This window comes from Gordonibacter sp. 28C, assembly GCF_003339845.1.
Classification (GTDB): domain Bacteria; phylum Actinomycetota; class Coriobacteriia; order Coriobacteriales; family Eggerthellaceae; genus Gordonibacter.
The window spans coordinates 52,712-78,852 of record NZ_PPTR01000013.1; the positions used below are offsets into that span (position 1 = coordinate 52,712).

The 26,141-nt window shown below is 63.2% G+C and carries 20 protein-coding genes, 1 other RNA gene and 1 pseudogene; 13 read left to right on the top strand and 9 right to left on the bottom strand.

Annotated elements, in window-relative coordinates; genetic code table 11:
* Positions 1–662: 662 nt before the first annotated feature.
* A pseudogene (locus C1878_RS13750) lies at positions 663–780 on the top strand (IS256 family transposase); the annotation flags it as partial.
* Between the two features lie 16 nt (positions 781–796).
* Here the strand turns inward: C1878_RS13750 and C1878_RS13755 are convergent.
* The 3 genes from C1878_RS13755 to ade all read right to left on the bottom strand — a co-directional run bounded on the left by C1878_RS13755 (position 797) and on the right by ade (position 6,249).
* A complete protein-coding gene (locus C1878_RS13755; protein WP_114602183.1) occupies positions 797–1,621 on the bottom strand; it encodes a Dam family site-specific DNA-(adenine-N6)-methyltransferase in 825 nt (274 codons plus the stop codon).
* A gap of 3 nt (positions 1,622–1,624) precedes the next feature.
* Positions 1,625–3,922 (bottom strand): DGQHR domain-containing protein, encoded by a 2,298-nt coding sequence (locus C1878_RS13760; protein ID WP_158539818.1) that lies wholly within the window; start codon positions 3,920–3,922, stop codon positions 1,625–1,627.
* A 524-nt stretch (positions 3,923–4,446) separates the two neighbouring features.
* Positions 4,447–6,249, bottom strand: coding sequence for an adenine deaminase (ade, locus tag C1878_RS13765; protein WP_114602185.1), 1,803 nt, complete (start codon positions 6,247–6,249; stop codon positions 4,447–4,449).
* A 379-nt stretch (positions 6,250–6,628) separates the two neighbouring features.
* On the opposite strand from ade, the gene C1878_RS16630 reads away from it, so the two are divergent.
* Both C1878_RS16630 and C1878_RS13775 read left to right on the top strand, forming a co-directional pair.
* On the top strand, positions 6,629–7,267 hold the full coding sequence (locus tag C1878_RS16630; protein ID WP_158539819.1) for a thermonuclease family protein: 639 nt from the start codon (positions 6,629–6,631) through the stop codon (positions 7,265–7,267).
* Positions 7,264–7,710, top strand: coding sequence for a GIY-YIG nuclease family protein (locus C1878_RS13775; protein WP_241963755.1), 447 nt, complete (start codon positions 7,264–7,266; stop codon positions 7,708–7,710). The genes C1878_RS16630 and C1878_RS13775 overlap by 4 nt, the downstream gene beginning before the upstream one ends.
* 21 nt (positions 7,711–7,731) lie before the next feature.
* Here the strand turns inward: C1878_RS13775 and C1878_RS13780 are convergent, their stop codons facing one another.
* Positions 7,732–8,655, bottom strand: a complete 924-nt coding sequence (locus C1878_RS13780; protein WP_158539820.1) for a MarR family transcriptional regulator — start codon at positions 8,653–8,655, stop codon at positions 7,732–7,734.
* 228 nt (positions 8,656–8,883) lie between these two features.
* On the opposite strand from C1878_RS13780, the gene C1878_RS13785 reads away from it, so the two are divergent.
* From C1878_RS13785 to C1878_RS13795, 3 genes are all read left to right on the top strand, one after another.
* Positions 8,884–11,301, top strand: a complete 2,418-nt coding sequence (locus C1878_RS13785; RefSeq protein ID WP_158539821.1) for a molybdopterin-dependent oxidoreductase — start codon at positions 8,884–8,886, stop codon at positions 11,299–11,301.
* On the top strand, positions 11,294–11,689 hold the full coding sequence (locus C1878_RS13790; protein WP_114602190.1) for a hypothetical protein: 396 nt from the start codon (positions 11,294–11,296) through the stop codon (positions 11,687–11,689). Before C1878_RS13785 ends, C1878_RS13790 begins: the two co-directional genes overlap by 8 nt.
* A gap of 279 nt (positions 11,690–11,968) precedes the next feature.
* Entirely contained in the window at positions 11,969–12,562 is a 594-nt protein-coding gene (locus tag C1878_RS13795; protein WP_199519355.1) for a hypothetical protein, read from the top strand.
* 20 nt (positions 12,563–12,582) lie between these two features.
* On the opposite strand, the gene C1878_RS13800 is transcribed toward C1878_RS13795, so the two are convergent.
* Positions 12,583–14,892, bottom strand: coding sequence for a bifunctional alpha,alpha-trehalose-phosphate synthase (UDP-forming)/trehalose-phosphatase (locus tag C1878_RS13800; RefSeq protein ID WP_114602229.1), 2,310 nt, complete (start codon positions 14,890–14,892; stop codon positions 12,583–12,585).
* A 211-nt stretch (positions 14,893–15,103) separates the two neighbouring features.
* On the opposite strand from C1878_RS13800, the gene C1878_RS13805 reads away from it, so the two are divergent.
* The 4 genes from C1878_RS13805 to C1878_RS13820 all read left to right on the top strand — a co-directional run bounded on the left by C1878_RS13805 (position 15,104) and on the right by C1878_RS13820 (position 17,993).
* Positions 15,104–15,385 carry a hypothetical protein gene (locus C1878_RS13805; RefSeq protein ID WP_114602191.1) on the top strand — a complete coding sequence of 94 codons (282 nt, stop codon included), beginning with the start codon at positions 15,104–15,106 and terminating at the stop codon, positions 15,383–15,385.
* A 186-nt stretch (positions 15,386–15,571) separates the two neighbouring features.
* Positions 15,572–16,738, top strand: a complete 1,167-nt coding sequence (locus tag C1878_RS13810; protein ID WP_114602192.1) for a M42 family metallopeptidase — start codon at positions 15,572–15,574, stop codon at positions 16,736–16,738.
* Between the two features lie 5 nt (positions 16,739–16,743).
* Positions 16,744–17,208 carry an SsrA-binding protein SmpB gene (smpB, locus tag C1878_RS13815; RefSeq protein WP_114602193.1) on the top strand — a complete coding sequence of 155 codons (465 nt, stop codon included), beginning with the start codon at positions 16,744–16,746 and terminating at the stop codon, positions 17,206–17,208.
* Between the two features lie 50 nt (positions 17,209–17,258).
* The gene (locus tag C1878_RS13820; protein ID WP_114602194.1) at positions 17,259–17,993 is read left to right on the top strand and encodes a hypothetical protein; all 735 of its coding nucleotides are present in this window, start codon (positions 17,259–17,261) and stop codon (positions 17,991–17,993) included.
* Positions 17,994–18,195: 202 nt separating this feature from the next.
* Here C1878_RS13820 and C1878_RS13825 read toward each other — a convergent pair whose 3' ends face one another.
* The 3 genes from C1878_RS13825 to C1878_RS13835 all read right to left on the bottom strand — a co-directional run bounded on the left by C1878_RS13825 (position 18,196) and on the right by C1878_RS13835 (position 21,605).
* Entirely contained in the window at positions 18,196–19,722 is a 1,527-nt protein-coding gene (locus C1878_RS13825) for a helix-turn-helix transcriptional regulator (protein WP_114602195.1), read from the bottom strand.
* Positions 19,723–19,807: 85 nt separating this feature from the next.
* Positions 19,808–21,019 (bottom strand): amidohydrolase family protein, encoded by a 1,212-nt coding sequence (locus tag C1878_RS13830; protein ID WP_158539822.1) that lies wholly within the window; start codon positions 21,017–21,019, stop codon positions 19,808–19,810.
* 73 nt (positions 21,020–21,092) lie between these two features.
* Positions 21,093–21,605: a hypothetical protein gene (locus C1878_RS13835; RefSeq protein ID WP_114602197.1), complete on the bottom strand. Its 513-nt coding sequence runs from the start codon at positions 21,603–21,605 to the stop codon at positions 21,093–21,095.
* A gap of 309 nt (positions 21,606–21,914) precedes the next feature.
* Here C1878_RS13835 and C1878_RS13840 point away from each other — a divergent pair, with 309 nt between their 5' ends.
* From C1878_RS13840 to C1878_RS13850, 3 genes are read left to right on the top strand one after another with little or no spacing between them, the layout of a single operon-like run.
* Entirely contained in the window at positions 21,915–24,617 is a 2,703-nt protein-coding gene (locus C1878_RS13840) for a molybdopterin-dependent oxidoreductase (protein WP_114602198.1), read from the top strand.
* A gap of 2 nt (positions 24,618–24,619) precedes the next feature.
* The gene (locus C1878_RS13845) at positions 24,620–25,426 is read left to right on the top strand and encodes a 4Fe-4S dicluster domain-containing protein (RefSeq protein WP_114602199.1); all 807 of its coding nucleotides are present in this window, start codon (positions 24,620–24,622) and stop codon (positions 25,424–25,426) included.
* Positions 25,427–25,462: 36 nt separating this feature from the next.
* Positions 25,463–25,663, top strand: a complete 201-nt coding sequence (locus C1878_RS13850; RefSeq protein WP_114602200.1) for a zinc-ribbon domain-containing protein — start codon at positions 25,463–25,465, stop codon at positions 25,661–25,663.
* Between the two features lie 99 nt (positions 25,664–25,762).
* Here the strand turns inward: C1878_RS13850 and ssrA are convergent.
* Positions 25,763–26,131, bottom strand: a transfer-messenger RNA (tmRNA) gene (gene ssrA / locus C1878_RS13855).
* Between the last annotated feature and the right edge of the window lie 10 nt (positions 26,132–26,141).

Consider the following 26,141-nt stretch of genomic DNA (forward strand, 5'->3'; position numbering starts at 1 on the left):
GTCTGCTCCTTTCCGAACGGGGCTTGCCATGCCGTGTGCCCGCTTCGCGGTGCCTGCGGGCGCTTGCCTTCGAAAACGTGCGACGTGCGGTCGATCTGAGGTGCAGCTAGGGGAATGACGTTAGGGACAGTATGGCCCGGCGGAGGGTGGCGGCGCCATGTCCAAAAGCGCGCAGGAGGATAGTTTTTTTTTGGGGGGGGGGGGCTCTATGCGCACCGTAGACGCTATGCGGAGAACGATGTGCGTTATGCCAACCCTGCATAATACGACAGTCTCGACGGTTCCTGCCCTTAGCGGCAAGCTTCTCAGCGATGTACGATATCGACCACTAGTACCACTAGGAACCGACATCGATGCTACATACGATGTGATAATCGTCGACGCGATGGCACTGCGGTTCCGCAAGGTTTCCGACGAATGCCTTTCCTTGCTATGAGGGTCGTCGCGGCGGGATATCTCCTCAAGTTCGTAGATTATCTTGGGGTGTAGGCAAAAAAGTGTGTCTGTTTTAGGGACGTAAGAGCAGGCCGTGACCTAAAAACCGTCTTTTAAACTTATGGGACGATTTTAAGAGCCCGGAAAAAACGTGTGTCCGATTTGATTTGATGCCGCAGGTCAGAGGCTATAGACCTTCCTTTCGAATTCTGTGTTTCTATCGCAGAATTCGAAAGGTGTTGCGTCCTGCGTGCGGAGACGAAACGCAACGGCAAGACCTCCTCCGGCGCCACTCGCTGGCGCTGCAAGGCTTGCAGCGCGTCTACCACGCAACGAAACGACGATATGAGGATGCGTTGCATCAGAAAAACGGATTCGATTTTTCCAAATCATAATTCCTAATTAATATTTCAGTAATTCCTTTTCTATTACCCGAAGCCGCCGCTATGCCGCTAAACCTTGTTACCCTGTCAATAGTCCATCTCTCCATGCTGTATAAAGAATGAATCGAGTCGTGATCAGCATTGGAAATCAAAATTTTCGCACCTCTATCACTCGCATCGTTCAATGATCGAGAAAGCCTCTCCTGGTCATTCCATGAGAATATCTTTTCATTATATTTTAAAAAACCATTTTGATTGTGGCGAACAGTATATGGTGGATCAACGTATACGAAATCACCTCTATGCGCCATTTGAATCGTTTTTTCAAAATCCTGAGCATAGAAGATTGCATTTTTCAAAATGCTCGCCCATGCTGAGAAATCGTCGTCTTCTCGAAGTACGTTTTTTTTCGTTCCTATGGGAACATTGAAAACTCCTTCTTTATTGACGCGGTATAGGCCGTTGAAACATGTCCTGTTCAAATATATGAATTGAGCTGCTTTAGTGTGAGATTTAGTGCATTGTCGATTTCTTGTATTGTAATAGTATTCTGTGCAGTGATTGGAATCATGGATCTTGAGAATGTTTAAAACTTTATCATAATCATCACGTACTGCCTTGTATGTGTCAATTAGCTGTTGGTTCGAATCAGATAGTATGGCGTTTTTGGGTTGGTGTGCAAAGAAAATTGCTCCGCTGCCCAGAAAAGGCTCTATATATCTTTCATAGCTGCAAAAAAAATATTCTGGATACTTTACTGTTAGCCATCGTTTGCCGCCGGCCCAGTTTAAAAATGGCTTCATTGTCTAGCTTTCGCTGCTGTTTGCATGGATACGATTTATAAATTCTTGAAATACATAATCAAGATATTCGTAGTCTTCCATCTTGTAGCTCCGATTTTCAGTCGGATGCGCTTGTATTCGCCTTAGCTCGTTAATCCTCTCCATCCATTTCAAATTTTTTGCCTTTCCTTTTTCGTTTGGTTCTGGGATATCAAATACAGATTTGAATATCGGCCAATTGTCTTTACGCTCGACAATCTTTTTGTATTCGATAAATTCGAGATAGTTCTCTAGAGGAAGATGTTCCTCGTCTTCCTCTAGAGATTTCGCGTAAGCTTTGCTCATGATGGTTTTGTCTTGAACTCCATGGCGCCAATAATCGTCGCCATGAATCTTTTTAAGCTGATCAAATATGGTTTTTTGAACAGCGATATGCAGCTCTTTAATTTGTCTATCAGCTTTTTCAATGCGCTCAACAGAACGTTCATTGAGCCATTTTGCATACCCATCTGGTTGGAATTCGGGGTATTCACTATTAATTATTTGACAAAGTCGAAAATAGTATTCTTTTGGCCCTCCGGAGCCGAATTGAACTTTGAATTCGTCAACCATCGTTTCTACAGTAGCCGACGAAAGCCATTTTCTAATAGGGGAGAGATAATCGAGTATGCCCAGAACGATATCAAGTGGATTTTGCTTTTGCATATCCGTTTCAGCTTCAAGCTGTTTGAAGGTTAAAAGTGCACCAAAAAGCATCAAATACCCTTGAATGCTTATGTTTGTGCATATAATTCCTTTGCGTCCCATGTCCCAAAGTATAGGATTTGAACTTTTGACAAAGTCGAGATAACTATTAATAGCTTCACGAGCGCGTTGAAGTGTTTCAGAATCGTTTTCGCCTGAAAGAGGTCCTCTGAGATACTCTTTATTGCAGCCTATGGTTCCGATGAGCCCTGATTTTTTTAACCCATTTTTCAATTCCGGGATAGTGAGGCAGGTTTCATCGGCTGGTGGGATTCCCTGCTGAGTCACTTTCCTGTAGAGTGGTTCTCCAAGATCCTCGTTTAAAAGCTTTATCAATCGCGAACCTATTGCGCCAATGCGTTCATTTGGTTTGTCTGACCCCCACCTTAGTTCTCCCTCGAGTTCATCAAGGAGGGTTTTCGAAACTGATTTTTGCTCATGGTTGATGGTTACAAAAAGATTTGCTTCCTCAGTTTTATCGAGTTCTTCGAATGCCACAACCATTACATTTTGTTTTAAATGATCCTCGTCCAACGGCGCGTATCCGTACAGTCTATGCTGCCCATCTATGATCCATGCTGAGCGGTATTGGCTCGGTAGATATAAATTTCCAAAGGTGATATCAGCATTTTCATCATGGCTGATGCGCTCAAATCTACACTTTCTTGTGAAATTGATTAAAATATTAGTAGGGAAGTAACCTCCGTTTTTGATAAATTTTGATATCTGTCCGAGTCTCGTTTTGTTAATTAGTCTTTGATAGGAAGGAGCACCTTCCGGGTCGTTAAGTGACCTGTGGTTGACAAAAGATATTTTAAGTAATTGCTGCGGTGTTGAAACAAAAGAATAGTAAGAATGGCCTCCGAGTTTCCCTCTGATTGCGGGAACCTTTACGTTTTCGAGTGCAGGTATCTTCTGATCTTTCAAAAACTCTGCGAGCACCTGATATCTAGCTGCAGATTTTAAGTGCTCTGCGACTTGCAGATAGTAACGAAGCTCCTTTTCGGTTACGACTTGAATCCTGTTCTTTGCTGCATATTGCTTGTCTAAAGAAGTCCAGATGATATTTTGGGTTATGATTATCCATATGATCTTTAATTTGTTGCCTTGGTTTGCGTAATGTTCGTTGATGGCTTTTGATATCTGGTTCTTTGAGCAAGTGAAATCATCGATTTCTTTCGTAAGACTTGCTCTGGAAAGGATATCGGAAGACACGCACTTGGACACAACTACGGTTTCGTCGTCTTTTGCTATTACGTCTATATGGTAAAAAAAGGACTTGTCATCCGCCTTTTTTGAACTGGTATTGAAATCGAAATCTGCACCCAGCTCGCAATAGCCCAATTTATAAAAAAGAAGCCAAACCCGATTCACAAGCTGATTATGATGAGCCCATTCTCTCTTGACAATGCATTTTCGCGTCATTTCTCGTGCAATATAAAAGCCACTATCCTTAAATTTCTCAATATCCTTTTTGAAGATAGAGAGCTCCTCGGCGGGCTTTTTTCTCCACTGCGCCTCTTTAGAGAGCGATGTGGGTTCTGCATCCATTTTTTGAAGACATGAGTACTCGTCCATGCGCCATCCCATCCAGAGACAATTATCTACTGCTATTATCAATGATGATTGATTTAATCGCAAATATAAAACTGTGAGCGCGTGAGCTAAGTTTTCCGGGATTGACCCTGGAGAAGCTCCTTAATGCGGCAAGAGCTGAATACTCTCCGATTGAAGCGACTTGAGTTCATATGTGGTGCTCTGCGGAGCAGAGTCGCCCATATACGCAGATTTCGCTTTCTCTTGCTTTGGCTAACATGCGGTACGATCTTTCGCCCGCTTTATAGATGACCCATACGGGTCTTCGTCTTCATAACGAACAGGGAATGCTGCGTTATGAAAACTAAGTCAGTTCATCTATAGTGTTGTGCGATTCGGCCTGAGGCTGGGATGTGGTCATGCGCCGGACAAAGAACTTCAGTACGAGAGCATGGTCAAAGTAATCTCCCCATCATGGCAGAGAGTGCGGTTGAGATAACAAATGACATCGACTCGAAAGCAAACTGGGCCGCCCTCTGACACGGGCAGCCCTGTCGTATCCTTTACTATCCCACCACCAGCGGCACGAACTCGAACGTCGTGCAGTCTACCAATCCCCGGTTCGTCAACCTCAGTTCGGGTAGGCAGGCCAACGGGATCAGGGCCATCGTCATGAACGGCGACGGCATGGCGCAGCCGATCTCGGTCCAGGCGCCCTCAAGGGCGTGCACCTTCTCGCTCATCTCCTCGGCGGGCAGCGCGTCCATCAGGCCGGCTATCGGCAGCTCCACCAGTCCCAGCACCTCGCCGTCGGCGACGACCGCCATGCCGCCTCCGCAGGCGGCCAGCGTGTTGGCGGCCAAGGCCATATCCTCGTCGTTCGTGCCAACCACCAGTAGGTTGTGCGCGTCGTGCGCCACGGTGGACGCCATGGCGCCGCGTTTGATGCCGAAGCCCTTGACGAACCCGCAACCGAACGTGCCCGTCTCGTGGTGCCGTTCGAACACGAACGTCTTGAGCACGTCCTGTTCGATGTCGGACTCAAGGCGGCCATTCGTCACGGGCAAGTCGACGTGCGTCTCGAACGTGCCCACTTTGCCGGGGATGATCTCGATCGTGCGCACGCGCACGACGTCTCCGGCACCCTCGGGCGCATCGACGGCGAACGACTCCGGCACGATGTCGCGCCCGAGGTGCATGGAGTGCGTCACCCATGCGGGGAACTGGAACGGCGGAAGGTCGAACGTGGCCCGCCCGTCCTCGGCCACGATCTCGCCGTCTACCAGCACGCGCGTGACCTGCAGGCTCTCCAAGTCGTCCAGGAACACGATGTCGGCGCACTTGCCGGGCGCGATGGAGCCCAGGTCGTGGTCCATCTGGAAGCACTGCGCGCAGTTGATGGTGACCATCTGGATGGCCGTGATCGCGTCGATCCCCAGCTCCACGGCCGTGCGCACGATGTGGTCCAGGTGCCCGTCGGCCACGAGCGTGTGCGGGTGCGTGTCGTCGCTCACCAGCATCGCGAAACGCGTGTCGATGTCGTGCGCCAGCACGGCCTCGGCCAACACGGGCAGGTCCTTCCACGCCGACCCGTAGCGCAGCTGCGCGTACATCCCCAGGCGCATCTTCGCCAGCGCGTCCTCGGCGCGCGTGGACTCGTGGCAGCAGCGCACGCCGGAGGCGACGTAGGCGTTCAGGCCCCGGTCGGTCTCCGGCAGGGAGTAGTGGCCGGTCACCACCTTGCCGGCCCGCAACGTCTCGGCAACCTCGCCGTGCGCGTGGTCGGTTCCGCCCAGGATGCCGGGGAAGTTCATCATCTCGCCCAGCCCCACCACGCTCGGCCACGCCATCGTCTCGGCCACGTCCTTCGGTCCCACGAACGACCCCGTGTCCTCGAAGCCGGGTACGGCCGGCACGCACGACGGGGTGGTTATCATGGCCTTGAGCGGCGTGCGCCGGGCGTCCTCTTCCATCACCTTCACGCCCTCGAGGCCCAGCACGTTGCATATCTCGTGGGGGTCCCAGTAGATGCCCGTGGTCCCGTGCGGCACGACGGCGCGCGCGTACTCGCCCGCGCCCATCATCGACGACTCCACATGGATGTGCCCGTCCAGGAACCCGGGCGCGATGCACTGGCCGTTCGCCTCGATGACCTGCGTGTCCTCGCCGATGCAGTGGTCGGCGTCGCCGATGTAGGCGATCCGCCCATCGGCGATGGCCACGTCCATGTCCCCCTGGACCTCGGCCGTGCACACGTTCACGAGCCGCGCGCCCCGGATAACCGTGTCGGCGGGTTGCCGTCCCTGCGCCACAGCGGCGAGCGTTTGCGAGCATTTCCAGAGAGGCTTCTTGCAGAAGTTGTTGATCATGCCGAGCTCCTTCGAAAGGATTGCGCCGTCGGGCGCCCATGGGCCGATGGGGCCATTCTCGCCGGGAAACGCGCGGCTGTCGAGGGCGGTGCGCCCGGCTTCGCACAATTGCCACGTGGAGGAGAAGGGAACGGTCCGAGAAATGAAGGGCAAGCGCGAAGGTGAACGGAAAGGCGGAGGCAACCATGCAGATGAAAGCGGAGACGGATGTGACGGGGGAGGTGAAAGGCCGAATCCGGGATGGGACGCCGCGGGACGCGGGGCGGCCAAGCTGAGCCTCGGGCGCGAGCGCCGGCTCAACCGAGGGTGGAGCCGGACGCTCGCCTTTTGTCTTTGGGCTATAATGCATGCTCGCGAGCAGGTCGAGGGAGGGAAAGTCGTGGCATCGGAACAGCAGCAGGCGGAGCGCGCGTTCAAGCGGCTGGTGCGAAAGCGCCCGCTGGTTGCGCTGCTGTTGGCCGTCGCGCTGCTCGCAGCGGCTTCCCTCGGGTGGTGGGGGACTACCGGTGCCGGCGACGCGAACGGAACATCTGCGGACCGCGGCGCGCAGGCGACCGCGTCGGACGCGGCGCTCGAGCAGGCCGAGGTCGTGCGGGTGGTCGACGGGGACACGCTCAAGGTGAAAACGGCTGACGGCTCCGAAGAGCGGGTGCGGCTCGTCGGCATGGACACGCCGGAGAGCGTCGCGGAGGAAGAGTCGCGCAACTGCGAGGAGGGCGTCATCGCGGCCAACTACACGAAATCGCTCGTCGCGCCGGGGCAGACAGTGTGGCTCTCGCGCGACGTGTCCGACACCGACCAGTACGGGCGCCTGCTGCGCTACGTGTGGCTCGAACGGCCGAGCGACCCGGCGAGCGAAAGCGAGATCGCGGGCAAGATGCTCAACGCCATCCTCGTGCGCGACGGCTACGCCCAGGTCAAACGCTACAAGCCCGACACGACGCTGTACGATACGTTCAAGCACTGGGGCGACGAGGCCGTCGCCGAGGGCAAGGGAGTGACGAGCAAATGGGCGTGAAAGCCGAAAAGCCCGTCGACCCGAACGCGGAGCCCTCTGCGGGCGACGAGGCCGTGTCGGTTCGGGACGCGTGCCGCGAAGCTTCCGCGGAACCGAACTCCGACGAGCCGCCCGCCTACTTCGTGTACGTGCTGGCCTGCGCCGACGGCACGCTCTACACGGGCTACACGAACGACGTGGAACAGCGGGTGCGCACGCACAACGCCGGCAAGGGGGCGAAGTACACGCGCGGCCGCACGCCCGTAAAGGTGGTCGCCCAAGCCCGTTTCGCCACGAAGCACGAGGCCATGAGCGCCGAGTTCCGTTTCAAGCGCCTGTCGCGCGGCGCGAAAGACGACCTGCTGGCCCGCGCCCGCGCGGAGGGATTCGCGGAAGCCCTCGCCGCGCTGCGGCCAGACGCCGATGACGAGGGCGTGAGCAAACGGCTCGACGAAAAGGGGTAGCGCCGACCTCCGTCTCGCATCCTAGAGCGTTGCCGCGGAATTTTGCGGCGCCCCCGATCCTCCCGCCGCCAGAAAACCCTCGGCGAGCCGCTGGTGCTTGACGAGGTCCTCATGGGTGAGTCCGGGCCGTATGAGCGTGGTCAGCCCCTCGCGCATGGCGCGCGCGGTGCGGTCGAGCGTGGCGTACCCGTCGCTCGTGATCTCCATGAGCACCGACCGCTTGTCGACAGCGTCGCGATGGCAGGCGATGAGCTGCCGCCGGGCCAGCTCGCCCTGCGCCATCGCAAGGGAGTTGGCCATCATGTTCAGCTCGCGCGTCATCTGGCAGGGGTGCGCGCCCTCGGTGTGGTCGAGCAGGCCGAGCAGCAGCCGATACTCGTTCAAGGACAGCCCCTCATCGCGCGTGATGTGCGACGCGAGGTTCGCCGTGAACAGTATCTCGTCGCACAGCGCGGTGTTCACGTTCGCCGGCATCGCGTGCGCGCCGAAAAGGGAGCGCTCGTCGGCCACCATCAGGGTGCTGACGGAGGCGTAGCGGCGCAGGTCCAGGGGGAACCGGTTTCGCATGGTCTCGAGCAGCGGCCGGATGGCCGCGTCCACCTGGGCCGCGCGGCGCTGCCCGGCGCTCGTGAGGATGACGTGCACGTTCCTCTGGTCGGCGGTGCTCTTCACGCGGATGGCCTCGCCCATCTCCACGAGCTGCGACACCGAGGCGGTGACGGTGCTGGCGCCCAGGTCCAGCATCTCGGCGAGCTCGCCTATCCTCAGCGACCCCCCTTGGTACACCAGGCGGATGAGGATGCGGTACTGGGTGGGCGTGACGTCGTTGGAGAGGATGGCCCGTTCGAGAAGGCGCGCGTTCAGCACGGCCATCGAGAGATAGCTTGCATGGCTGAACGTGTCGACCACGTAGTCGAGCCGGGTGTCGCGTGCGGTCGCTTCCATGTAAAAAGCCTCCCACTCAGCGTTGGGCCGTCGCAGCGGATCCTCTTTCCATAATACGCGCATCCAGCCGAACCGGCGGTCTGTTTTCGCGATGCCGGGCAACGGTTTGTTCAACGGTTGAACAAGTTGCAGGGGTCGTTCCATGCGCGAAACAACCGTTGCTTGCTTCGGGCTTCGGGCCTCCATAGGATGAAGCGAGGAGGTTCCCGGCGAGAGAGGAGATCGGCTATGGCGGAGGAGTCATTCGTCTACACGGCGTGCCCCGGTTGGGGCGACCACGAGTTCTGCGCGATCAAAACCGTCGTGAAGGACGGCAGGATCGTGCGAACGGAGAAGGCATGCTACACCGGACCGGAGGCGTGCGAGGGCCATATCTGCCAGAAGGGCATCATGGCCGGGCGGCAGCCGTACAACCCGAAGCGGCTGACGCACCCGCTCAAGCGCGCAGGCGAGCGCGGCGAGGGAAAGTGGCAGCAGATCAGCTGGGATAAGGCCCTGGACGAGATCGCCGCGAAGATGCTCGATTTGCGCGACGAGTTCGGCCCCGAGTCGTTCGCTATGTGGAACGTCACGGCCAGCGTGCCGCCGTCGCAGGGCCTGGGGTGCCTGCTGGCCTCGCGGTTCCTGGGGCTTTGGGGCGGAAGCGACCCCATCGAGGGGTACGGGCTGGACAACGGGCCCTTCTACGCCGCGTACTACGACATGGGCGACTTCTACAAGTACATGACCACCGACCCGGTCAACTTCGATTCCTCGAAGTACCTGATCGTGTGGGGTGCCAACCCGATGGAGAACCAGCATCGGCTGGCGAAGCACATCGTGGAGGCGAAGAGCCGGGGCGCGAAGATCGTCGACGTGGGATTGCTGTTCGACGCGACGGCCGGCTACGCCGACTGGTTCATTCCGGTCAAGCCCGGCAGCGACCCGGCGCTCGCCTTGTGCATGGCGCACCTCATCGTCGAGGGCGGGCGCTGCGACGAGGCGTTCCTGCTCGAGCACACCGTCGCCCCGTTCCTCGTGCGCGACGACGACGGGATGCTCATGCGCGACGACGAGGGCAGCTACCTGGTTTGGGACGCCGCCGCGCAGGCTCCCGTGGCCGTGGCCCCGGGCGTCAAGCAGATAGCGTGCGACCGCATGGAGCTGGAAGGCTCCCACGAGATCGGCGGCACGGCCTGCCGGACGGCGTTCTCCGTGCTGCGCGAGCACCTTTCACTCTACACTCCGGAATACCAGGAGAAGATCACCGGCGTTCCCGCGGCCGACGCGGAGCGGCTCGCCGACGAGTACGCGGCCGCCGATCCCGCTTACATCCTGGGCGCCCTCGGCCTGCGCTACCAGAACCAGGGCGAAAGCTACCGGGCGTTCTACCTGCTGGGGATGCTCACGGGCAACCTGGGCAAGCCGGGCGCGGGCGTGACGTCGGAGATGCTGCCGTCCGGCTGGCCCCTCATCTTCAACGACTCCGCCATCGCGATGCCGCTGGGGCCCGAGGGGTACAAGGGCAAGGCCATCCGCCAGTGCGACTTCTACGAGCAGGTGGAGAGCGGCGAGCCGTACCCCATCAAGGCGCTCTGGATCGTGGCGGGCAACCCGGTGCACAACTGCCCGAACCGCGGCCGTTGGATCGACGAGGTGTTCCCGAAACTCGACCTCATCGTGGACATCGACATCTGGATGACCGACACCGGCGAGTACGCCGACTACGTCCTGCCCGACTGCATGCCGTTCGAGCGCGAGGAGCTCATCGCCAGCGCGTCGTACAACCACGTGGTCTTGCAGGAGCCCGCCATCGAGCCCGTCGGCGAGGCGAAGGACCCCACGTTCCTCTACAGCGAGCTGGCGAAGCGCGTGGGCCTGGGCGAGTACTTCGACAAGACCGCCGACGAGTGGATCGACGTCAGGCTCCAGTCGCAGTGGCCCCTCATCGCGAACATCGAGCCCCACCTGGACATCGAGCGCCTCAAGGCCGAGAAGATGGTGCGCGCGGCCACGCCCCCCGTGGCGTGGGACCCGTTCTTCGGCATGGAGTTCAACACGCCCTCGGCGCGCCTCGAGTTCTACAGCGAGCGGCTCGTGCCGGTGGGCGCGCAGCTGGCCTCCTACCGCGAGCCGCTGGAGGTTCCCACCGCGGCCTCGCTGGCGGCGGGGAAGAGCGACGAGCATCCCTACCAGTTCTTCAGCGGCCGCCAGCGCTTCTTCATGCAGTCGATGTTCACCGACGATCCGGTCATGGCCGAGCTGTCGGGCGGCAAGCCCACGTCGCGCATCAACCCGCTCGACGCCCGGAAAGAGGGCATCCGCGACGGCGACCGGGTGGAGATATACAACCAGCGCGGCCACGTGACGTGCACCATGCGCCTGGACCAGGCGATACCTCCCGGAACGCTGCAGGTGTGGTTCGGATGGCGCCGCGAGGCGTTCGAGGACGGCATGTACTCGGAGCTCATCGTGCCCCTGGGCGGCCGCGAGACCATCGACGAGCGCGCCGATCTGTGGTGGAGCCACGTCGAGGGGCAGGGCGGCATCCGGCCGGGCTTCGCGACGGGCGGCATCGGGGGCATGGCAGGCGCTTGGGACACCATTTGGGACTGCGCGTGCAACCTGCGCAAGGCCCCGGAGGAAAAGGAGGCCCGTCGTGGCTGATTCGAGGATTCTGGTGAACCTGCAGCGCTGCACGGGCTGCTGGACCTGCTCGCTGGCCTGCAAGGTGGGAAACGACCTTGACGACAAGGTGTTCTGGCAAACGGTGCGCACGCTGGGAAGCGGAGAGGGCATCGACCGTCCGGCGGGGACGTGGCCCGACCTGCACATGTCGTGGATGCCCGTGTGGTCGGAAAGCTGCACGAAGTGCCCGTCCCGCATCAAGGAGGGGTCCCTTCCGTACTGCGTCTACAACTGCCCCAACGCGGCGCTGACGTTCGGCGAGGAAGTCGACGGCGAGGTGGAGCGCCTGCGCTCCGAGGGCTTCCGCGTGTTCGAGCTGCCCGCCTGGGAGAAGTCGAAGGACGGCATCGTGTACACGAGCAAGTAGTTCGCCGGGCATACCGGGCCGCTTCGGCTGCCGGCAAGGGGATCGGCCCCGGGAACCTCCCGGGGCCGATCCCCGTTTTGCGTCCGGCCGCGCCGCCGCGCCCGCCGTACGGCGGGCGGCCGGCCGTGGCCGCACGGCCGCCGCGTGGTATCATGGATCGTCTGGAACCCGCCCGCATCCCTCGTAGAAAGGCCGTCCCGTGCTCGCATCGCCTCCCATCGCCGACCGCAACGGCCTCGTCTCCCCGCGCGTGCCCGAGGCTCTGTCGGAGGTGCCGGCTTGACGGCCGAGGCGCCCGACCTGGCGGGGCGCCTCGCGCGCCTGATCCGCGCGGAGCGCGCGCGTCTGCGCCCGCGCGACGTGCTGGAGGCGCTGTCGCTTCTTTTGGGTGACCGTGTCCAGGTGGGCGACGCCTCGCGCTACATCTACGAGTACGGCCGCCGCGCCGGCTACGAGCTGCCGCCGTACCCGCTGGCCGGTTGCGGGGAGATCCGGGAGTTCTTCGCCGACCAGGGCGTGCGCAACGTCCCCGAATGGTACGAGCGGAAGCTCGGCGTGGGGCCGCAGCTGTACGCCGAGCTCACTGCGCGCACCGTCGTGGTGGTGCGCGACGGAGGGAACCGCCGCAAGGCGTTCGTGCTCGACGCCGTGCGCCATCGCCAGGACGCCGGGTTCGCGAACCTGTCGGAGAGCGGCCTCGCGCGCACGCTCGCGCCCGACGGGCTGGCCGAGCTGCTGGACCGCATCATGGCGTTCTTGCTGGGCGAGGAAGCTCCGGCGGGCGAGCCCGCCGCAACGGCGGAGGGCTCGCAGGGCGGCTCGGCGCCCGCCGAGGACGCCGGCACCGTGCGGTTCGAGTCGCCCTTGTTCTAGCCGCGCGGCCCGCCTGCGGGCTATGCCCGCGCGAGCGTCCGGTCGCGCGACGGAGCCGGCGCGGCCGGACGCGACGCGCTTCGGCCCGCGGCGGCCGGGAGGGCGGCGGCAGCGGGCTCCTCGGCGCACGCGACGGCCAGCGCCTCCAAGAGCTCGCGCATCTCGCCGGTGTTCTTCAGGGCGAACCGCGCCCGGGTGGGGCCGTCGCCTATCTTCACGGTCCACGCCGAGGCGGGCGCGGCCTCGAACACGTCCTCGTCGGTCCGGTCGTCGCCTGCGGCCAGCACGAAGCCGTAGGAGGGGTCGCGGAACCACCGGTGCGCGGCATGGCCCTTGTCCACGCCGCGCGGCTTCACCTCCACCACCTTGTTGCCGTCCATGAGCGCGATGCCGCGGTCCTCCAAGCCGTCGCCCAGGGCGTTCTTCACCTCCACCACGCGCCGCTCCGCCAGCTCCTTGCTGCACATGCGGTAGTGCCACACGAGCGAATAGTCCTTCTCTTCCAGCAGGGACCCCGGCGTGCGGTCGACGAAGTCCGCCAGCACCGGTCGCACCGCGTCCTTCCATTCGGCGTTCAACGGCTCCTCCAGCATCCACGCGCGCTCGCGGCGACCGCGGAACCACACCCCGTGCTCGGCCACCAGGTCGACAGGCAGGTCGCCCAGCCACGCCTCCAGCGTGGCGCGGTCGCGGCCCGACACCACGGCAACGTCGGTGCGCGGGTTCGAGCCCAGCCGCTGCAGCAGCTCGCGCAGACGCTCGTCGGGAGCCACGCGCGCCGGGTCGTCGGAGAGGGGCATGAGGGTGCCGTCGTAGTCCAGCAGCAGCACCCGCCTGCGCGCCGTCTTGAACGACGCGAGCAGCCTGCGCGCCGACGTGGGGCCCAGCAGGTGCGCGCTCAGGCCCGCCTGGCGGCGCTTCACCTCGTCGGCCGCGTCCAGGAACTCCCGCGCCCACTTCTGGGAGGTGTAGCGCGCCAGGCGCTCCTGCATGGGGGCGTTGCGGCGGCGCTGCTCGTCGGGCGGCATCTCCAGCGCCCGGCGCATGGCGTCCACCACGCCTTCCAGGTCGAAGGGGTTCACGGTGAGGGCCTCGTGCAGCTCGTAGGACGCGCCGGCCATCTCCGACAGCACGAGCGCGCCGCCGCCCCCGTCGTGGCAGGCCAGGTACTCCTTGCACACCAGGTTCATGCCGTCGCGCAGCGGCGTGACCAGCATGACGTCGCTCGCGGCGTACAGGCTAACCAGGCGGTCGAACGGCAGCGAGCGGTAGTAGTAGTCCACGGGCGTCCAGTCCATGGTGGAGTGCTTGCCGTTCACCAGGCCCACCAGCTCGTCGACCTGCTTCTTCAGCGCGGCGTACGACGCCACGTTCTCGCGCGAGGGCACCGTCACCAGCACCAGCACCACGCGTCCGCGCCAGGCGGGGTAGCGGTCGAGGAACGCGTCGTAGGCCAGCAGCCGCTCGGGGATGCCCTTGGAGTAGTCCAGCCGCTCCACCGACAGCATGACCTTGCAGCCCTCGTGTCCCTTCTCCTCGGCGAACGCCGACACGAGCCGGCGCACCTCGGGCTTGCGCGCGGCCGCGCGGTACCGCTCGTAGTCGATGCCCAGCGGGAAGGCGTCGGCCCGCACGAGCCGGCCGTCCGCGAACAGCGTGCCGCTCTCGTTCTCCACGCCCACGATGCGGCGGCAGCTGGAAAGGAAGTGCCGCACGTAGTCGTAGGCGTGGAAGCCCACGAGGTCGGCTCCCAGCACGCCGCGCACGAGCTCGCGCCGCCACGGCAGCATGCGGAACGTCTCGTAGTCGGGGAAGGGGATGTGCAGGAAGAAGCCGATGGAGGCGTCGGGCAGCGCCTCGCGCAGAAGCGATGGCAGCAGCATGAGATGGTAGTCGTGCACCCACACCGTGTCGCCGGGCTGCGCCAGCTCGAGCACCGCGTCGCGGAACCGCTCGTTCACGCGCACGTAGGCCTCCCAGGCCTCTTCGTCGAAGCGGGTGTGCTGGGGGAATCCGTGGAACAGGGGCCACAGCGCGGAGTTCGAGAAGCCCTCGTAGTACAGCTCCGCGTCGCGCTCGTCCAGGCGCACGGGCGCGCAGGAGCGCTCGGCCAGGGCCCGCTCGAACCGCGCGCGCCCGGCCTCATCGAGGCCAGCGGGCTCGTCGGCCCAGCCCAGCCACACGTTGCCCTTTTGCTCGTGCAGCGGCTCCAGTCCCGCCACGAGGCCGCCCACCGTGCGCGTGAAGGCGAAACCCTCCCGCTCGTCGGGCTCGATGCGGTAGGGGAGGCGGTTCGATACGATGATCAGACGGTTGCTCGGGTTGTCCATGCGGTCCACCTTACGTTTCGCTCGTTTTCAGCCATTGTACGGGCGCTTCGCACGCGTCCGCCCAGCGGTTGCGGGGCCGTTGCGGGGCCGTAGCGCTCTCGTGACCGCCGCTGCGGCGATGCGGCGCTCGCCGTCGGCGGGAGATTCGGCGGCATGTCGTGCTATGATGCCATGATCGCCCGAAAACGCCGCTCGACCGTGAAGGAAGGACATGCAGACCTACATCGCCCACTACCGCTCGCCAGCCGCCTCCGACGCACGCGCCACGGGGCTGTTCGAATTCGAGAGCGACGCCCGCGCGGGCTCGAAGAACAACCTCCGCGACGCCCGTTTGAGGATGCTCGAGCTGTACGGCAAGGACGCCGTGTCGTGGACGGTCGACCGCGTCGAGCGCAAGAAGGCCTCGGAGGCCCACCAGGACGGTCAGCTGGAGCTGGATTTCCGCCCCCCGAAGAAGCAGCGCGCCCGCGCGAAGAAGAAGGAGTGGTGGTAGGAGGCCCTTCCCGTTTCGTGATGGGCCGGTGACGGCCGCGCGTCGTCTGCGCGAAAGACGCCCGTTCCACCAGCGCGAGGCGCTATAATGGGGCCCACATCAACGGAAGCGCGCCGCCCGGCGCGCGGCGGGCCCTTCGGCTCCCGCGCGGCCGTGGGCGACGCGCGTGAACCAACAGGGAGCACCATGAAGAAAAAGCAGGTGAAATTCCTCAAGAAACTGCTCGAGACGCCCTCGGCCACCGGCACGGAGATCGCCGTCGCCCGGCTCGTGCGCGAGCGGCTGGCCGATTCTGCCGACGAGGTGGAGACGAACGTCATGGGCTCGGTGCACGCCACCCTGAAGGGCGCCGGGGCGGGCCCCTCGCTCATGCTGTCCGCCCATATGGACGAGATCGGCCTCATGGTCACCTACATCTCCGACGAGGGGTTCCTCTCGGTGGCGTCCGTGGGCGGCGTAGACGCGGCCGTGCTGCCCGGCATGCGCGTCGACGTGCACGCCTCGGAGTCGGTGGAGCCGCTGCGCGGCGTGGTGGGCCGCAAGCCCATCCACCTCATCGAGCCCGACGAGCGCAAGAAGGTCACCCCGCTCGACAAGCTGGTCATCGACCTCGGACTGCCCGCTAAAAAGGTGAAGAAGCTCGTGCGCGTGGGCGACGTCATCACGTTCGGCGTGGGCTTCGAGCGCTTCGGCGAGGGCATGGCCGTGTCGCGCGCGTTCGACGACAAGGCCGGCGTATGGGTGGCCGTGCGCGTGCTGGAGGAGCTGGCGCGCGGCGAGCGCCCGGCCGGCGACTTCGTCTGCGCCGCCACGGTGCAGGAGGAGATAGGCACGCGGGGCGCCGAGACGAGCGCGTACTCCGTGTTCCCCGACGTGGGGATCGCGTTCGACGTGACGCACGCCACGGACTACCCGGGCATCGACAAGACGAAGCACGGCGACATCGTATGCGGCGGGGGTCCCGTCATCGCGCGCGGCCCCAACATCAACCCCGAGGTGTTCGAGCGCCTGGTTGCCGCGGCCGAGGCCGAGGGGCTGCCGTACCAGGTGGAGGCCGAGCCCGGCGTGACGGGCACCGACGCGCGCGCCATCCAGATGGCCCGCGGCGGCATCCCCACGGGCCTCGTGTCCGTGGCGCTGCGCTACATGCACACGCCCACCGAGGTGGTGTGCCTGGACGATTTGGAGGCCACGGTGAAGCTCATCGCGCGTTTCGCGCGCGACCTGGACGAGGACGCGTGCTTCGTGCCGGGCATGGCCGGGGCGGGCGCGACCCTGTTCGAGAGCGAGGACGAACCCGCCGACGACGAGCCGTCCATGCGGGCGCAGTTCGACGAGACGGGCGCGGAGTAGGCGCCATGAAACGCGAAGCCTCCACCATCGCCAAGAACAAGAAGGCCTTCCACGAGTACGACATCCTGGAAACCTACGAGGCCGGCATAGAGCTCACGGGCACCGAGGTGCGCTCGCTGCGCGAGAACCACTGCCAGCTCACCGACTGCTTCGCCATCATCCGGGGCGGCGAGGTGTGGCTGCACAACGTGCACATACCTCCGTACGCGAACGGCAACATCGCCAACCCCGACCCGGACCGCAAGCGCAAGCTGCTGCTGCACAAACGGCAGATCCGCTTCTTGCAGGAGCAGGTGAAGGAGAAGGGCATGGCGCTCGTGCCCATCAAGATGTACTTCAAGGAGAACTCGCTCGTGAAGGTCGAGCTGGGCGTGGCGCGCGGCAAGAAGCTGCACGACAAGCGCGCCAGCATGGCCGAGCGCGACTCCCGCCGCGAGATAGAGCGCGCGCTCAAAGAGCGCAGCCGCTGATACGTGAATTCGCGCCGCCCCGGCGGCGCCCGACTCGAAGGAGGCCTTCTATGGGCTTGGACGAAGAGCTTGAAAGCATGGAGGACGGAGCCGAGACGGAGGCCGAGCAGATCGACGAGGAAACCGAGATCGAAGACCTCGAAGAGTTCCAAGACGACGAGGAGTTCGACCCGCAGTCCGAGGAGTCCGACCTGGAGGAAGCCTACGAGGGCTTCTTCGCCGAAGAGGGCCCGGACGGCGAGGGCGAGACGTCGCTTTCGGGCGACGACGGCGGCCTGGCCGCGGCGGTGGAGCGCTCGACGGGTATCGACTTGTCCGAAGAGGGTTTCCACATCGTGGGCGGCGACGCCGGCGACGCTGAGGCCGAGCTGGGCGAGGAGGGCCGCATCGACGGCTACGACGGCGACGAGCTGTCCGACGAAATCGGGGACATGACGGTGGTGGAGCCGTCCGACAACGAGGACGGCTACGAGCTGGTGGAGCTGGAGCTGGACGAGGACGACATCGTGCGCTACCTGGAGGACGACGACGGCAACCGCATCGGCTTCGTGCTGATGGAGGACGGCGAGGAGGCCGAGTACCTCTACGTCGAGGACGACGACGAAGACGACGGGGAAGCGGACGACGACAACCCGTACGACCTGGGCATAACCAAGGAGGGCGTGGCCGAGGCCACGAACGACATGAACGCCATCTACAAGGACGGCATCGCCGTGGCGGCCGAGCTCAAGGAGGCGTTCGACGACATCAAGGGCGCCTTCGACTTCTCGTTTCTGAAGAAGTAGGCGCGCCCCACGACCCGCAACGCAAAAGGAGCCCCGTCGGCGATGTCGGCGGGGCTCCTGCTGTTGGTGGCGGAACGCGGAGGCCGATCGCTGCCTTTCGTGCCCCTTGCTGCGGTGGTCCATCCCGATGGCGAGCTCGATCATGCTTTCGGGCAAGGGGAAAGACCCCGCCAGTGGCGCATCAGGACGGAGTGCGTTTCGCCTAAAGGGTTTTTAGCTCGGCGGCGGCTTTTTCGACCATGCTTATAAGGTCTTGCTGGGAATGTATGCCGAGCTTCTTGTACACGTTGTGGATGTGGGTCTTCGAGGTGTGCGGCGAGATCACGAACACGGTCGAAATGTATTCGACGTTGCGGCCCCGTGCAAGCAGGCTGAAAACCTCCTTCTCGCGTTGGGAAAGCCCGTACTTCGCCGCGATGAAGTCGCTCTGCCGCTTCCACCGTCCGGGGGTCGGCGCTTCCGGAGCGGGGCTCCCGCCGTTTTCCGACGGGCGCTCCTCAACCTGCTCGCCCTCTTCGGCGTCCTCGTCTTTGACGGCGAAGAGCGACCCGCACGACACGATGAGCACGAGCAGCAGCAGCGAGTTGAAGGCCGAGAGGGCCGTGCTGTCGAACGACACGGCCTCCGACAGCAGCCATCCGACAACCCATCCGACGAATATCCCCAAGGCGTTCGCGCATCGACCGATTGAGAACGCGCTGGTGGACGGGAAGCGGTACAGCATCGAGACGCGCATCAAAAGCGTGATCGACGCGAGGTCGAACAGGTAGAACCCGGCAATGACCAAGCTGTTCGCCACGGCGAGGTTGTTGCCGAGCAAGGGGGCCGCCAGAAGCCCGCAGGCGGTCAGAGGCAGCGCTATGCGGTAGATGATGCCGGTCCGCGATGCCGCAGGCGCGATGCTCGCGGCATAGGCGAAAACGGTCCCCAGGACGAGGCCCGCCACGTTGTACCAGATGGGGACTGCTGTTTCATGGTTGCCGAACGTGATGGCCTGCATGGCCCCGAACGCGACCCCGAAGAAGGCTATGGCGGCCGTGATACGAACGAGGCTCGCAGGGCGCTGCTTCGGCAAGGGGACGACGTCGTCGAGGGCGGCCTTTTCGGCGGACGAGCAGCGGGTTTGCGCGCCCTTCAGGGAAAGGCCGCACGCCAAGGGGAGCAAGGCGATCACCGCGAGCGCCGCCGGCTGGTAAAGAAAGCTCACGAGCAGCAGCAGGGCGACGGCGATCAGCGCGGAGAGGCAAAGCGCCGCCACGGCGCGCCTCATCCCGGCGATGCAGTACAGGTCGAGCCATCCGACCAGCAGCAACCCGTCGGCTATGCCGATGGGCAGCCAAGCCGCCGCCGACGCCAAGGAGGCCGCCTCGCCGGGGAGCACGCTTCCCAAGCCCAGCAGCGCGACGCCCAGCAGCCCCGTCCACGGCGCCGCCCGCGTTGCCGTGGCGACCGTCCAACGAGGGCTCTTGCCGCGCGCGAAGAGGAAGATGGCCGCAAGCGTCATCCCCCGTATCGCGTACTCGCTCACCGAGACGGGCAGGCTCCCCAGAACCTGCAGGGACGAAGGGGCGCTTCTGTCCAGGATGAGCAGGGACAGCACCCAAGCCCAATAGAAGGAGAAGCCCAGCAGGGGCAGCGAATCGGAGCCGTCCGCCCGCTTCGCGGACAAACCCGTCACGTCTGCGAAGTCGTTCCGCAGCTCCGCCAGCGAGGACTTCCCCATGCCCATGCGCGCGCCCCTCCCTCCAGGTTCGGTTCACTGTTCGATTATAGGGCATCTTTCGATGCGGCGTTTCCGTCCTTCGAGCCGTTTTCTATATCCCCAGCAGGTTCTCGGCGGCTGCATGGTAGAAGTCCTCTCGGAGCTGCTGGTCGGCGGGGAGGCCTTCCAGGCTTTTCAAGGGCTGCTCGCGGCCGAGCTCCGCCGACGTGATCGGGTAGTCGGAACCGAACATGACGTGGTCCGTTCCCATGATCTGCTGCGCCAAGGCGACGTCCTCCACGCTCATGGAATGGCTGTCCAGATAGAAGAACCGCGCGTAGTCTTTGAGGTTGCGCAGGTACGTATCGAGGTTGTCGGGGTTCTTGTAGTCGACGCCCTGCTTGTCGCCGTTGCCCGAGTACAAACCGTACATGAGCTCGTAGCGGCCGAACATCCACGGGAAGAAGCCCCCGAGCTGGCCAAGGACGATACGCAGGTCGTCGTACTTGTCGAGGTAGCCCGAGTACACGAGGCGCACTGCCGACACCGTGTTCTCCACCAGCACCGACACCCCGCCGTTCTGCACGTTCTCGGTCGAGAACCCCGTGAGCGGCGAATCGGGATCGTTGATGGGGAATCGCGTGCTGAAGTGGGTGAACACCGGCAGTTTGAGCTTGTTGGCCTCTGCCCAGAAAGGCTCGAAGCTCGGGTGGTCGAGGTAGTGCCCGCCTCCGCCGAACCTATAGCCCGTGAGGACGCCGAACGCCTTGGTTCCCTTTTCGGCCATGCGGTCCATCTCGCTCACGGCCGTCTCGGGCTGGGTGGGGTCGATCCACGAGCACGTGACGATGCGTCCGTCGGACGCCTTCGATATCTCGTGCAGGCCGTCGTTGAGCGCTTGGAGGGCGCCTGTGCCGTCGAGGCCCTTCGCCTCGGCCGCTTTAAGGATGTTCGGGACGTTCGAGCTGAAGGTGACCACTTCGGCGTCGATGCCGAACCGGTCCATCTCGGAAACATGGTTCTCGACGTCCTCGAAGGCGGTGTTCGTCCATAAAAACGACGGACCGTCCTCCATGGTCTTCGTCTCGTCGAGCCATGCGACGTAGTCGGCGTTCATGGTGCCGGGCAGCAGATGCGCGTGCACGTCGATGATGCGCTCCGGCGCCTTTGCGGCGGGCGCGTCGCCCGAAGCCGACGCGGAAGGCGGCGTTTGAGTGCCGCTCGCGCATCCGGCGAGCGCGCTTGCGCCTGCGAGCCCCAAGAGCCCCACGGCTCCTCCTTTAAGAAAATCGCTTCGGCTGATATGCGGATGAGTGCTCGTCATAGTTGTTCCTTTCAAAGTGGCGAAACCGTTCATGCTCGTTTTGCGTCGACCGCCCCATGCCGGCCGTGCCGCGCTATCGCGCCGGAGCCGCAGCGGAATCGGGCATGCGAACGAACTTGTCCTCGGGCTTCACGACGAGGCCCGCAAGGCCCGTGCAAAGGGGGTACAGGAAGAACACGACCGCGAACACCAGAGGCCCGAACGAAACGAGGCCCGAGACCAACCGGTCGAAGATGGTGGTGCCCTCGACGATGCCGAGGCCCGTGTTGTAGGCGATCATGGTGAAGGCGAGCGCCGTCATCATGATGAGGCCGATGAACATCGCGGTGACGAAGCTGAAGACGAACGTGCCCGGTTTCGCGTCGAACTTCGCTGCTGCGGACGCTCCTATGCGGCCGATGGGAACGACGTTGGCCACGAGCAGGGACACGACGAGCGAGATCAGAAACGACACGAGAAACCCGTGCGAACCGAGCATCGGAACGGTGGGAGCGCCCTGCATGAGCGGCATGCAGTAGCAGAACACCGCGGACATCAGGATGCAGAAGAACGCGTTGAACCAGACGGTGTACTTGCGGGTGAGCATAACAACCTCCTTGTGTTCGTTTTTCCTTGGGTTGCGCCGCCTGGCGCCGGGGGCCGCGCAGATGCTGTGCACTATAGCGTCCTGCCGGCGCGAAACACGCGTGATCAGCCCTTATCATCATGCTAGATGTAGGCGAATACACCGGGTCGGTGTAGGCCCTTTTGGACGCGAAGGCGGGTTTACAGCTACCCGGGCGATTCATTTTCCCCGCCGGGCTGCCTAGAGTGAAGGAAGCGCCGCGTAAGGGTTCGCATCGTGCACGGCACGTTGCGGCTCGAGCGGCGAACCAGTGCGAGAGAGGAGTTCTACATGGGGAAGACAGCCGACAAGACCGTCTATAAAACCCTGGGCTGGTGCGGGTTCGGCGTAGGAGCCATCGCCGGTGCCGTGGACGTGAAGGACGGGCGCGTCGCCCGCATTCGCCCGCTGCATCTGGACGATGCGTACAGCGAGGATCAGATCAAGCCGTGGAAGATCGAAGCGCGCGGAACCACCTTCGAGAGCGGCTTGGTGACGTCCATCCCGCCGCTGGCCGTGGGTTACAAGAAGCGCACCTATTCCAAGAACCGCGTTCCGTACCCGTTGAAGCGCGTCGATTGGGATCCGTCGGGCGAGCGCCACGTCGAGAACCGCGGCATAAGCGGTTACGAGCGCATCAGCTGGGACGAGGCGGCTCAGATCTGCGCCGACGAGATCCGCCGCATCGTCGACACCTACGGCCCGTCGGCCGTGTACTGCCAGGGCGACGGCCACGGCGAGACGAAGAACGTGGGCGGCACGCATGGCGCGAACACACGCCTTATGGACCTTCTGGGCGGCTATACGCTGCAGGGTCGCCAGCCCGACAGCTGGGAGGGGTGGTACTGGGGCGCGAAGCACGCGTGGGGCCAGGACCCGCTGGGCAAGCAGTCCCAAGGCCGCAACCTTCTCAAGGACATCGCGGAGAACACCGAGTGCATGCTGTACTGGGGGTGCGACCCCGAGACCACGACGTGGGGCTGGAGCGGCCAGATGCCGAGCCGTCTGTGCTACTGGTTCAGCGACTTGGGCATCAAGAACATCTACATCTGCCCCGATCTGAACTACGGCGCGGCCGTGCATGCGGACAAGTGGATTCCCGTGCGTCCGAACTGCGACGCGGCGCTGCAGCTGGCGATCGCCTACGTGTGGATCACCGAAGGACTTTTCGACGCCGATTACGTCGATACGCACGCCATCGGCTACGACAACTTCGCCTGGTACGTCACGGGCGGCGAGGACGACGTGCCGAAGACGCCGAAGTGGGCCGAGGAGAAGTGCGGCGTTCCGGCTCGCCAGATCAAGGCGCTTGCGCGCTACTGGGCCAAGCACAACACCTCCATCGCCCACTGCAACGGCGGCGGGTACATTCGCAGCTGCTTCGCGCACGAGCCGGCCCGGCTCGAGGTGTGCCTGCTCACGATGCAGGCGCTCGGCCACCCCGGCCGCAACCAGTTCTCGTTCGTGGAGTGGGGCATGTTCGGCATGCCCGAGACCATCGCCTGCCCCGCTCCGGCCTATCCCGTGTACGTAGGAGGGTCCTACACCGGCCACCTTCCCGGCACCGGCTTCCGCTGGTTCATCCCCCAAACGCTGCTCCCCGACGCCATCCTGCTTCCCGAAGGCGAGAAGCTCACTTGGAACGGGCATGTGGCCAGCGGGCTTCCCCGCCAAGACCAGTACGACCAGTACAGCTATCCCGCCGAGGACGGCTCCCGCATCCACATGATCTGGTCGGACACGCCCTGCTGGTCGACTTGCTGGAACGGCGGCAACCGCTACCAGGACGCCCTGCGCCACGAGTCCATCGAGTTCATGCTGGTGAACCATCCCTGGATCGAGAACGACACGCTGTTCGCCGACATCATCCTGCCTTCCTCCACGAAGCTCGAGCAGGACGACATCGCCACGAGCACCATGTGCGGCTACAACGACATGGTCGTGAACGAGGCCCGGGCCATCGACCCGGTGGGCGAGGCGAGGACCGACCCCGAGTGCGTGCTGGCCATCGCCGAGAAGCTTGGCTTGGCCGACCAGCTGGTATCCGCGTGGTGCGGCATGGACGGCTCGCTCGACGCCCCGTTCGACCCCGCGAAGGACACTCCCGACGTGCGCATGGCGAAGATGTCCCACCAGGCCGTGGTGGCCGCGGGCATCACCGAGCCTTCCATGGACGTGCTAAAGCAGATCGGCTGGGTCGGCGGCGGCATGGAAGAGCACCAGAGCTACGAGGACTTCCTCGAGAAGGGGTACCACGTCGTGCCCACCTCCGATGATTGGGAGAGCCTCCCCGCCGGCCTCATCGAGTTCTACGAGGACCCCGAAGGGCATCCGCTCGACACCCCGTCGGGCAAGGTCGAGATGTACTCCACCTCGATCGCCGACCACTGGCCCGACGACCCCGAGCGCCCTCCGGTTCCGCATTGGATCGAGGAGAGCCCGGCGCACCACGAGCGCGTGACGTCCGACCGCGCCAAGGACTACCCGTACCTGCTCGTGTCGAACCACCCGCGCTGGCGCATCCATGCCAACCACGACGACGTGACGTGGCTGCGCGAGATCGAGACCTGCAAGGTCGTTGGCCCCGACGGCTACGCGTACGAGCCGATCTGGGTGCACCCCTCAGACGCCGAGAAGCTGGGCCTTGCCGACGGCGACGTCGCGAAGCTCTACAACGAGCGCGGCGCGGTTCTGGGCGGCGTGCGCGTGAGCGAGCGCATCATGCCCGGCAGCCTGTACCAGGACCACGGCGCGCGCGTCGACGTCATCGAGCGCGGGACCGGCGGCTTGGAGCGCGGCGGAGCGAACAACCTCATCTGCCCGGGCGCGACCACCTCGCAAAACGCTCCCGGCGAGGTGACGAACAGCTTCCTCGTCGGCTGCGAGAAGGTCGACGTCTCCGAGCTGGCCGAAGAGTTCCCCGAGGCGTTCTCCCGTGCCTACGACGCGGCAACGGGCCTGACCGCCGAAACCTACCTCGTGAAGGAGGCCTAGAGATGGGCAAAGTGTTTGTTATCGACGTCGCGCGCTGCAACGGCTGCCGCAACTGCCAGATCGCCTGCAAGGACGAGCATTGCGGCCAGGCTTGGGCGCCCTATGCGGCGGCCCAGCCCGACACCGGGCAGTTCTGGATGAAGGTGGACGAGCGGGAGCACGGCACGGTGCCGAAGATATTCGTGGCCTACACGGCCCACGGCTGCATGCACTGCGACAACGCCCCCTGCATGGCGGCCGCCAAGGGCGGTGCGGTGTACCGTCGCGAAGACGGCCTGGTCGTCATCGACCCGGTCAAGGCGAAGGGCCAGAAGGCCATCGTGGACGCATGCCCCTACCGCGCCGTGTTCTGGAACGAGGAGGAGCAGCTGCCCCAGAAGTGCACGGGCTGCGCGCACCTGCTCGACGACGGCTGGACGGTGCCGCGGTGCGTGGACGCCTGCCCCACGGGCGCGCTGCGCTTCGGCGACGAGAGCGACTTCGCCGACGAGATCGCCCAGGCCGAGGTGCTGCTTCCCGAGCAGGGCACCGTGCCGCGCGCGTACTACCTGAACCTTCCCAAGCGCTTCGTGGCGGGGGAGGTGTACGACGAGGTCGAGGACGAGGTGGTCATAGGTGCGAAGGTCACGTTGAAGGACGCCTCCGGCGCGGTTTTGGAGACCGCTAGCGACGATTTCGGCGACTTCTGGTTCAAGCAAGTCGCGCCGAGCGTGTACACGGTGGGAATCGAGGCCCCCGGTTACGCGCCGAAGACCATCGTGGTGGATGCGACCGAAGAAGACGTCAACATCGGCGGAATAGCCCTCTAAGGCCGTATCGCCCGTCAACGAAAGGAAGTCAGCAGCATGTGTTTTAGACCCCCCAGCGCGGGATTGGAACCGGTGAAGTGCCCGAAGTGCGGAGCGTTGGTGCCCCCGAGCGCAGACGCCTGCCCTTCGTGCGGCGCCCGTGCCGACATGCCGGCACCCGGCGTTGCGAAGGTCCCCTCGGTGCCGAAAGTGCCCAAGGTGCCGAACGTGCCGAAGCCTCCCGTTTCCGGCCGATAGCTGCGCCGGAACCGCTTCTCAACGCTTGCGCCCTCTGCGCAGCGTGGACAAAAATAACGCCCGGCCTGCTGGATCTTCGCAGGTCGGGCGTATTTCGTTTGGTGGAGGCGCGGAGAATCGAACTCCGGTCCATACTACATCATCCATGAGGCTCTACAAGCTTAGTCGGTGGTCGAGGTTCGGAGGCGCCCGGTCCACTGACAAACGAGACGCACCCTAGTCGGTTCGATCTTTGCTTAAGCCATACCGGCTACGTGCTCAAGCGCATTCCCCTGAGTTGATGCCGAACCGAGGGGCGGGGAAGTCCCAAGGCCGACAGCCAGGCGCTATTAAGCAGCCATGGCGAGCGCCGGAGCGCTCTGAGTGTTGTTTTTGCCAATTAAATTGACGTTACCCCTGTTTAACGTGGCGAGGAGACCACGACCTGCTCCTCATTTCAAACGTACCATGTCGAAACCAGTCGCCCCCGGTTGCAAGG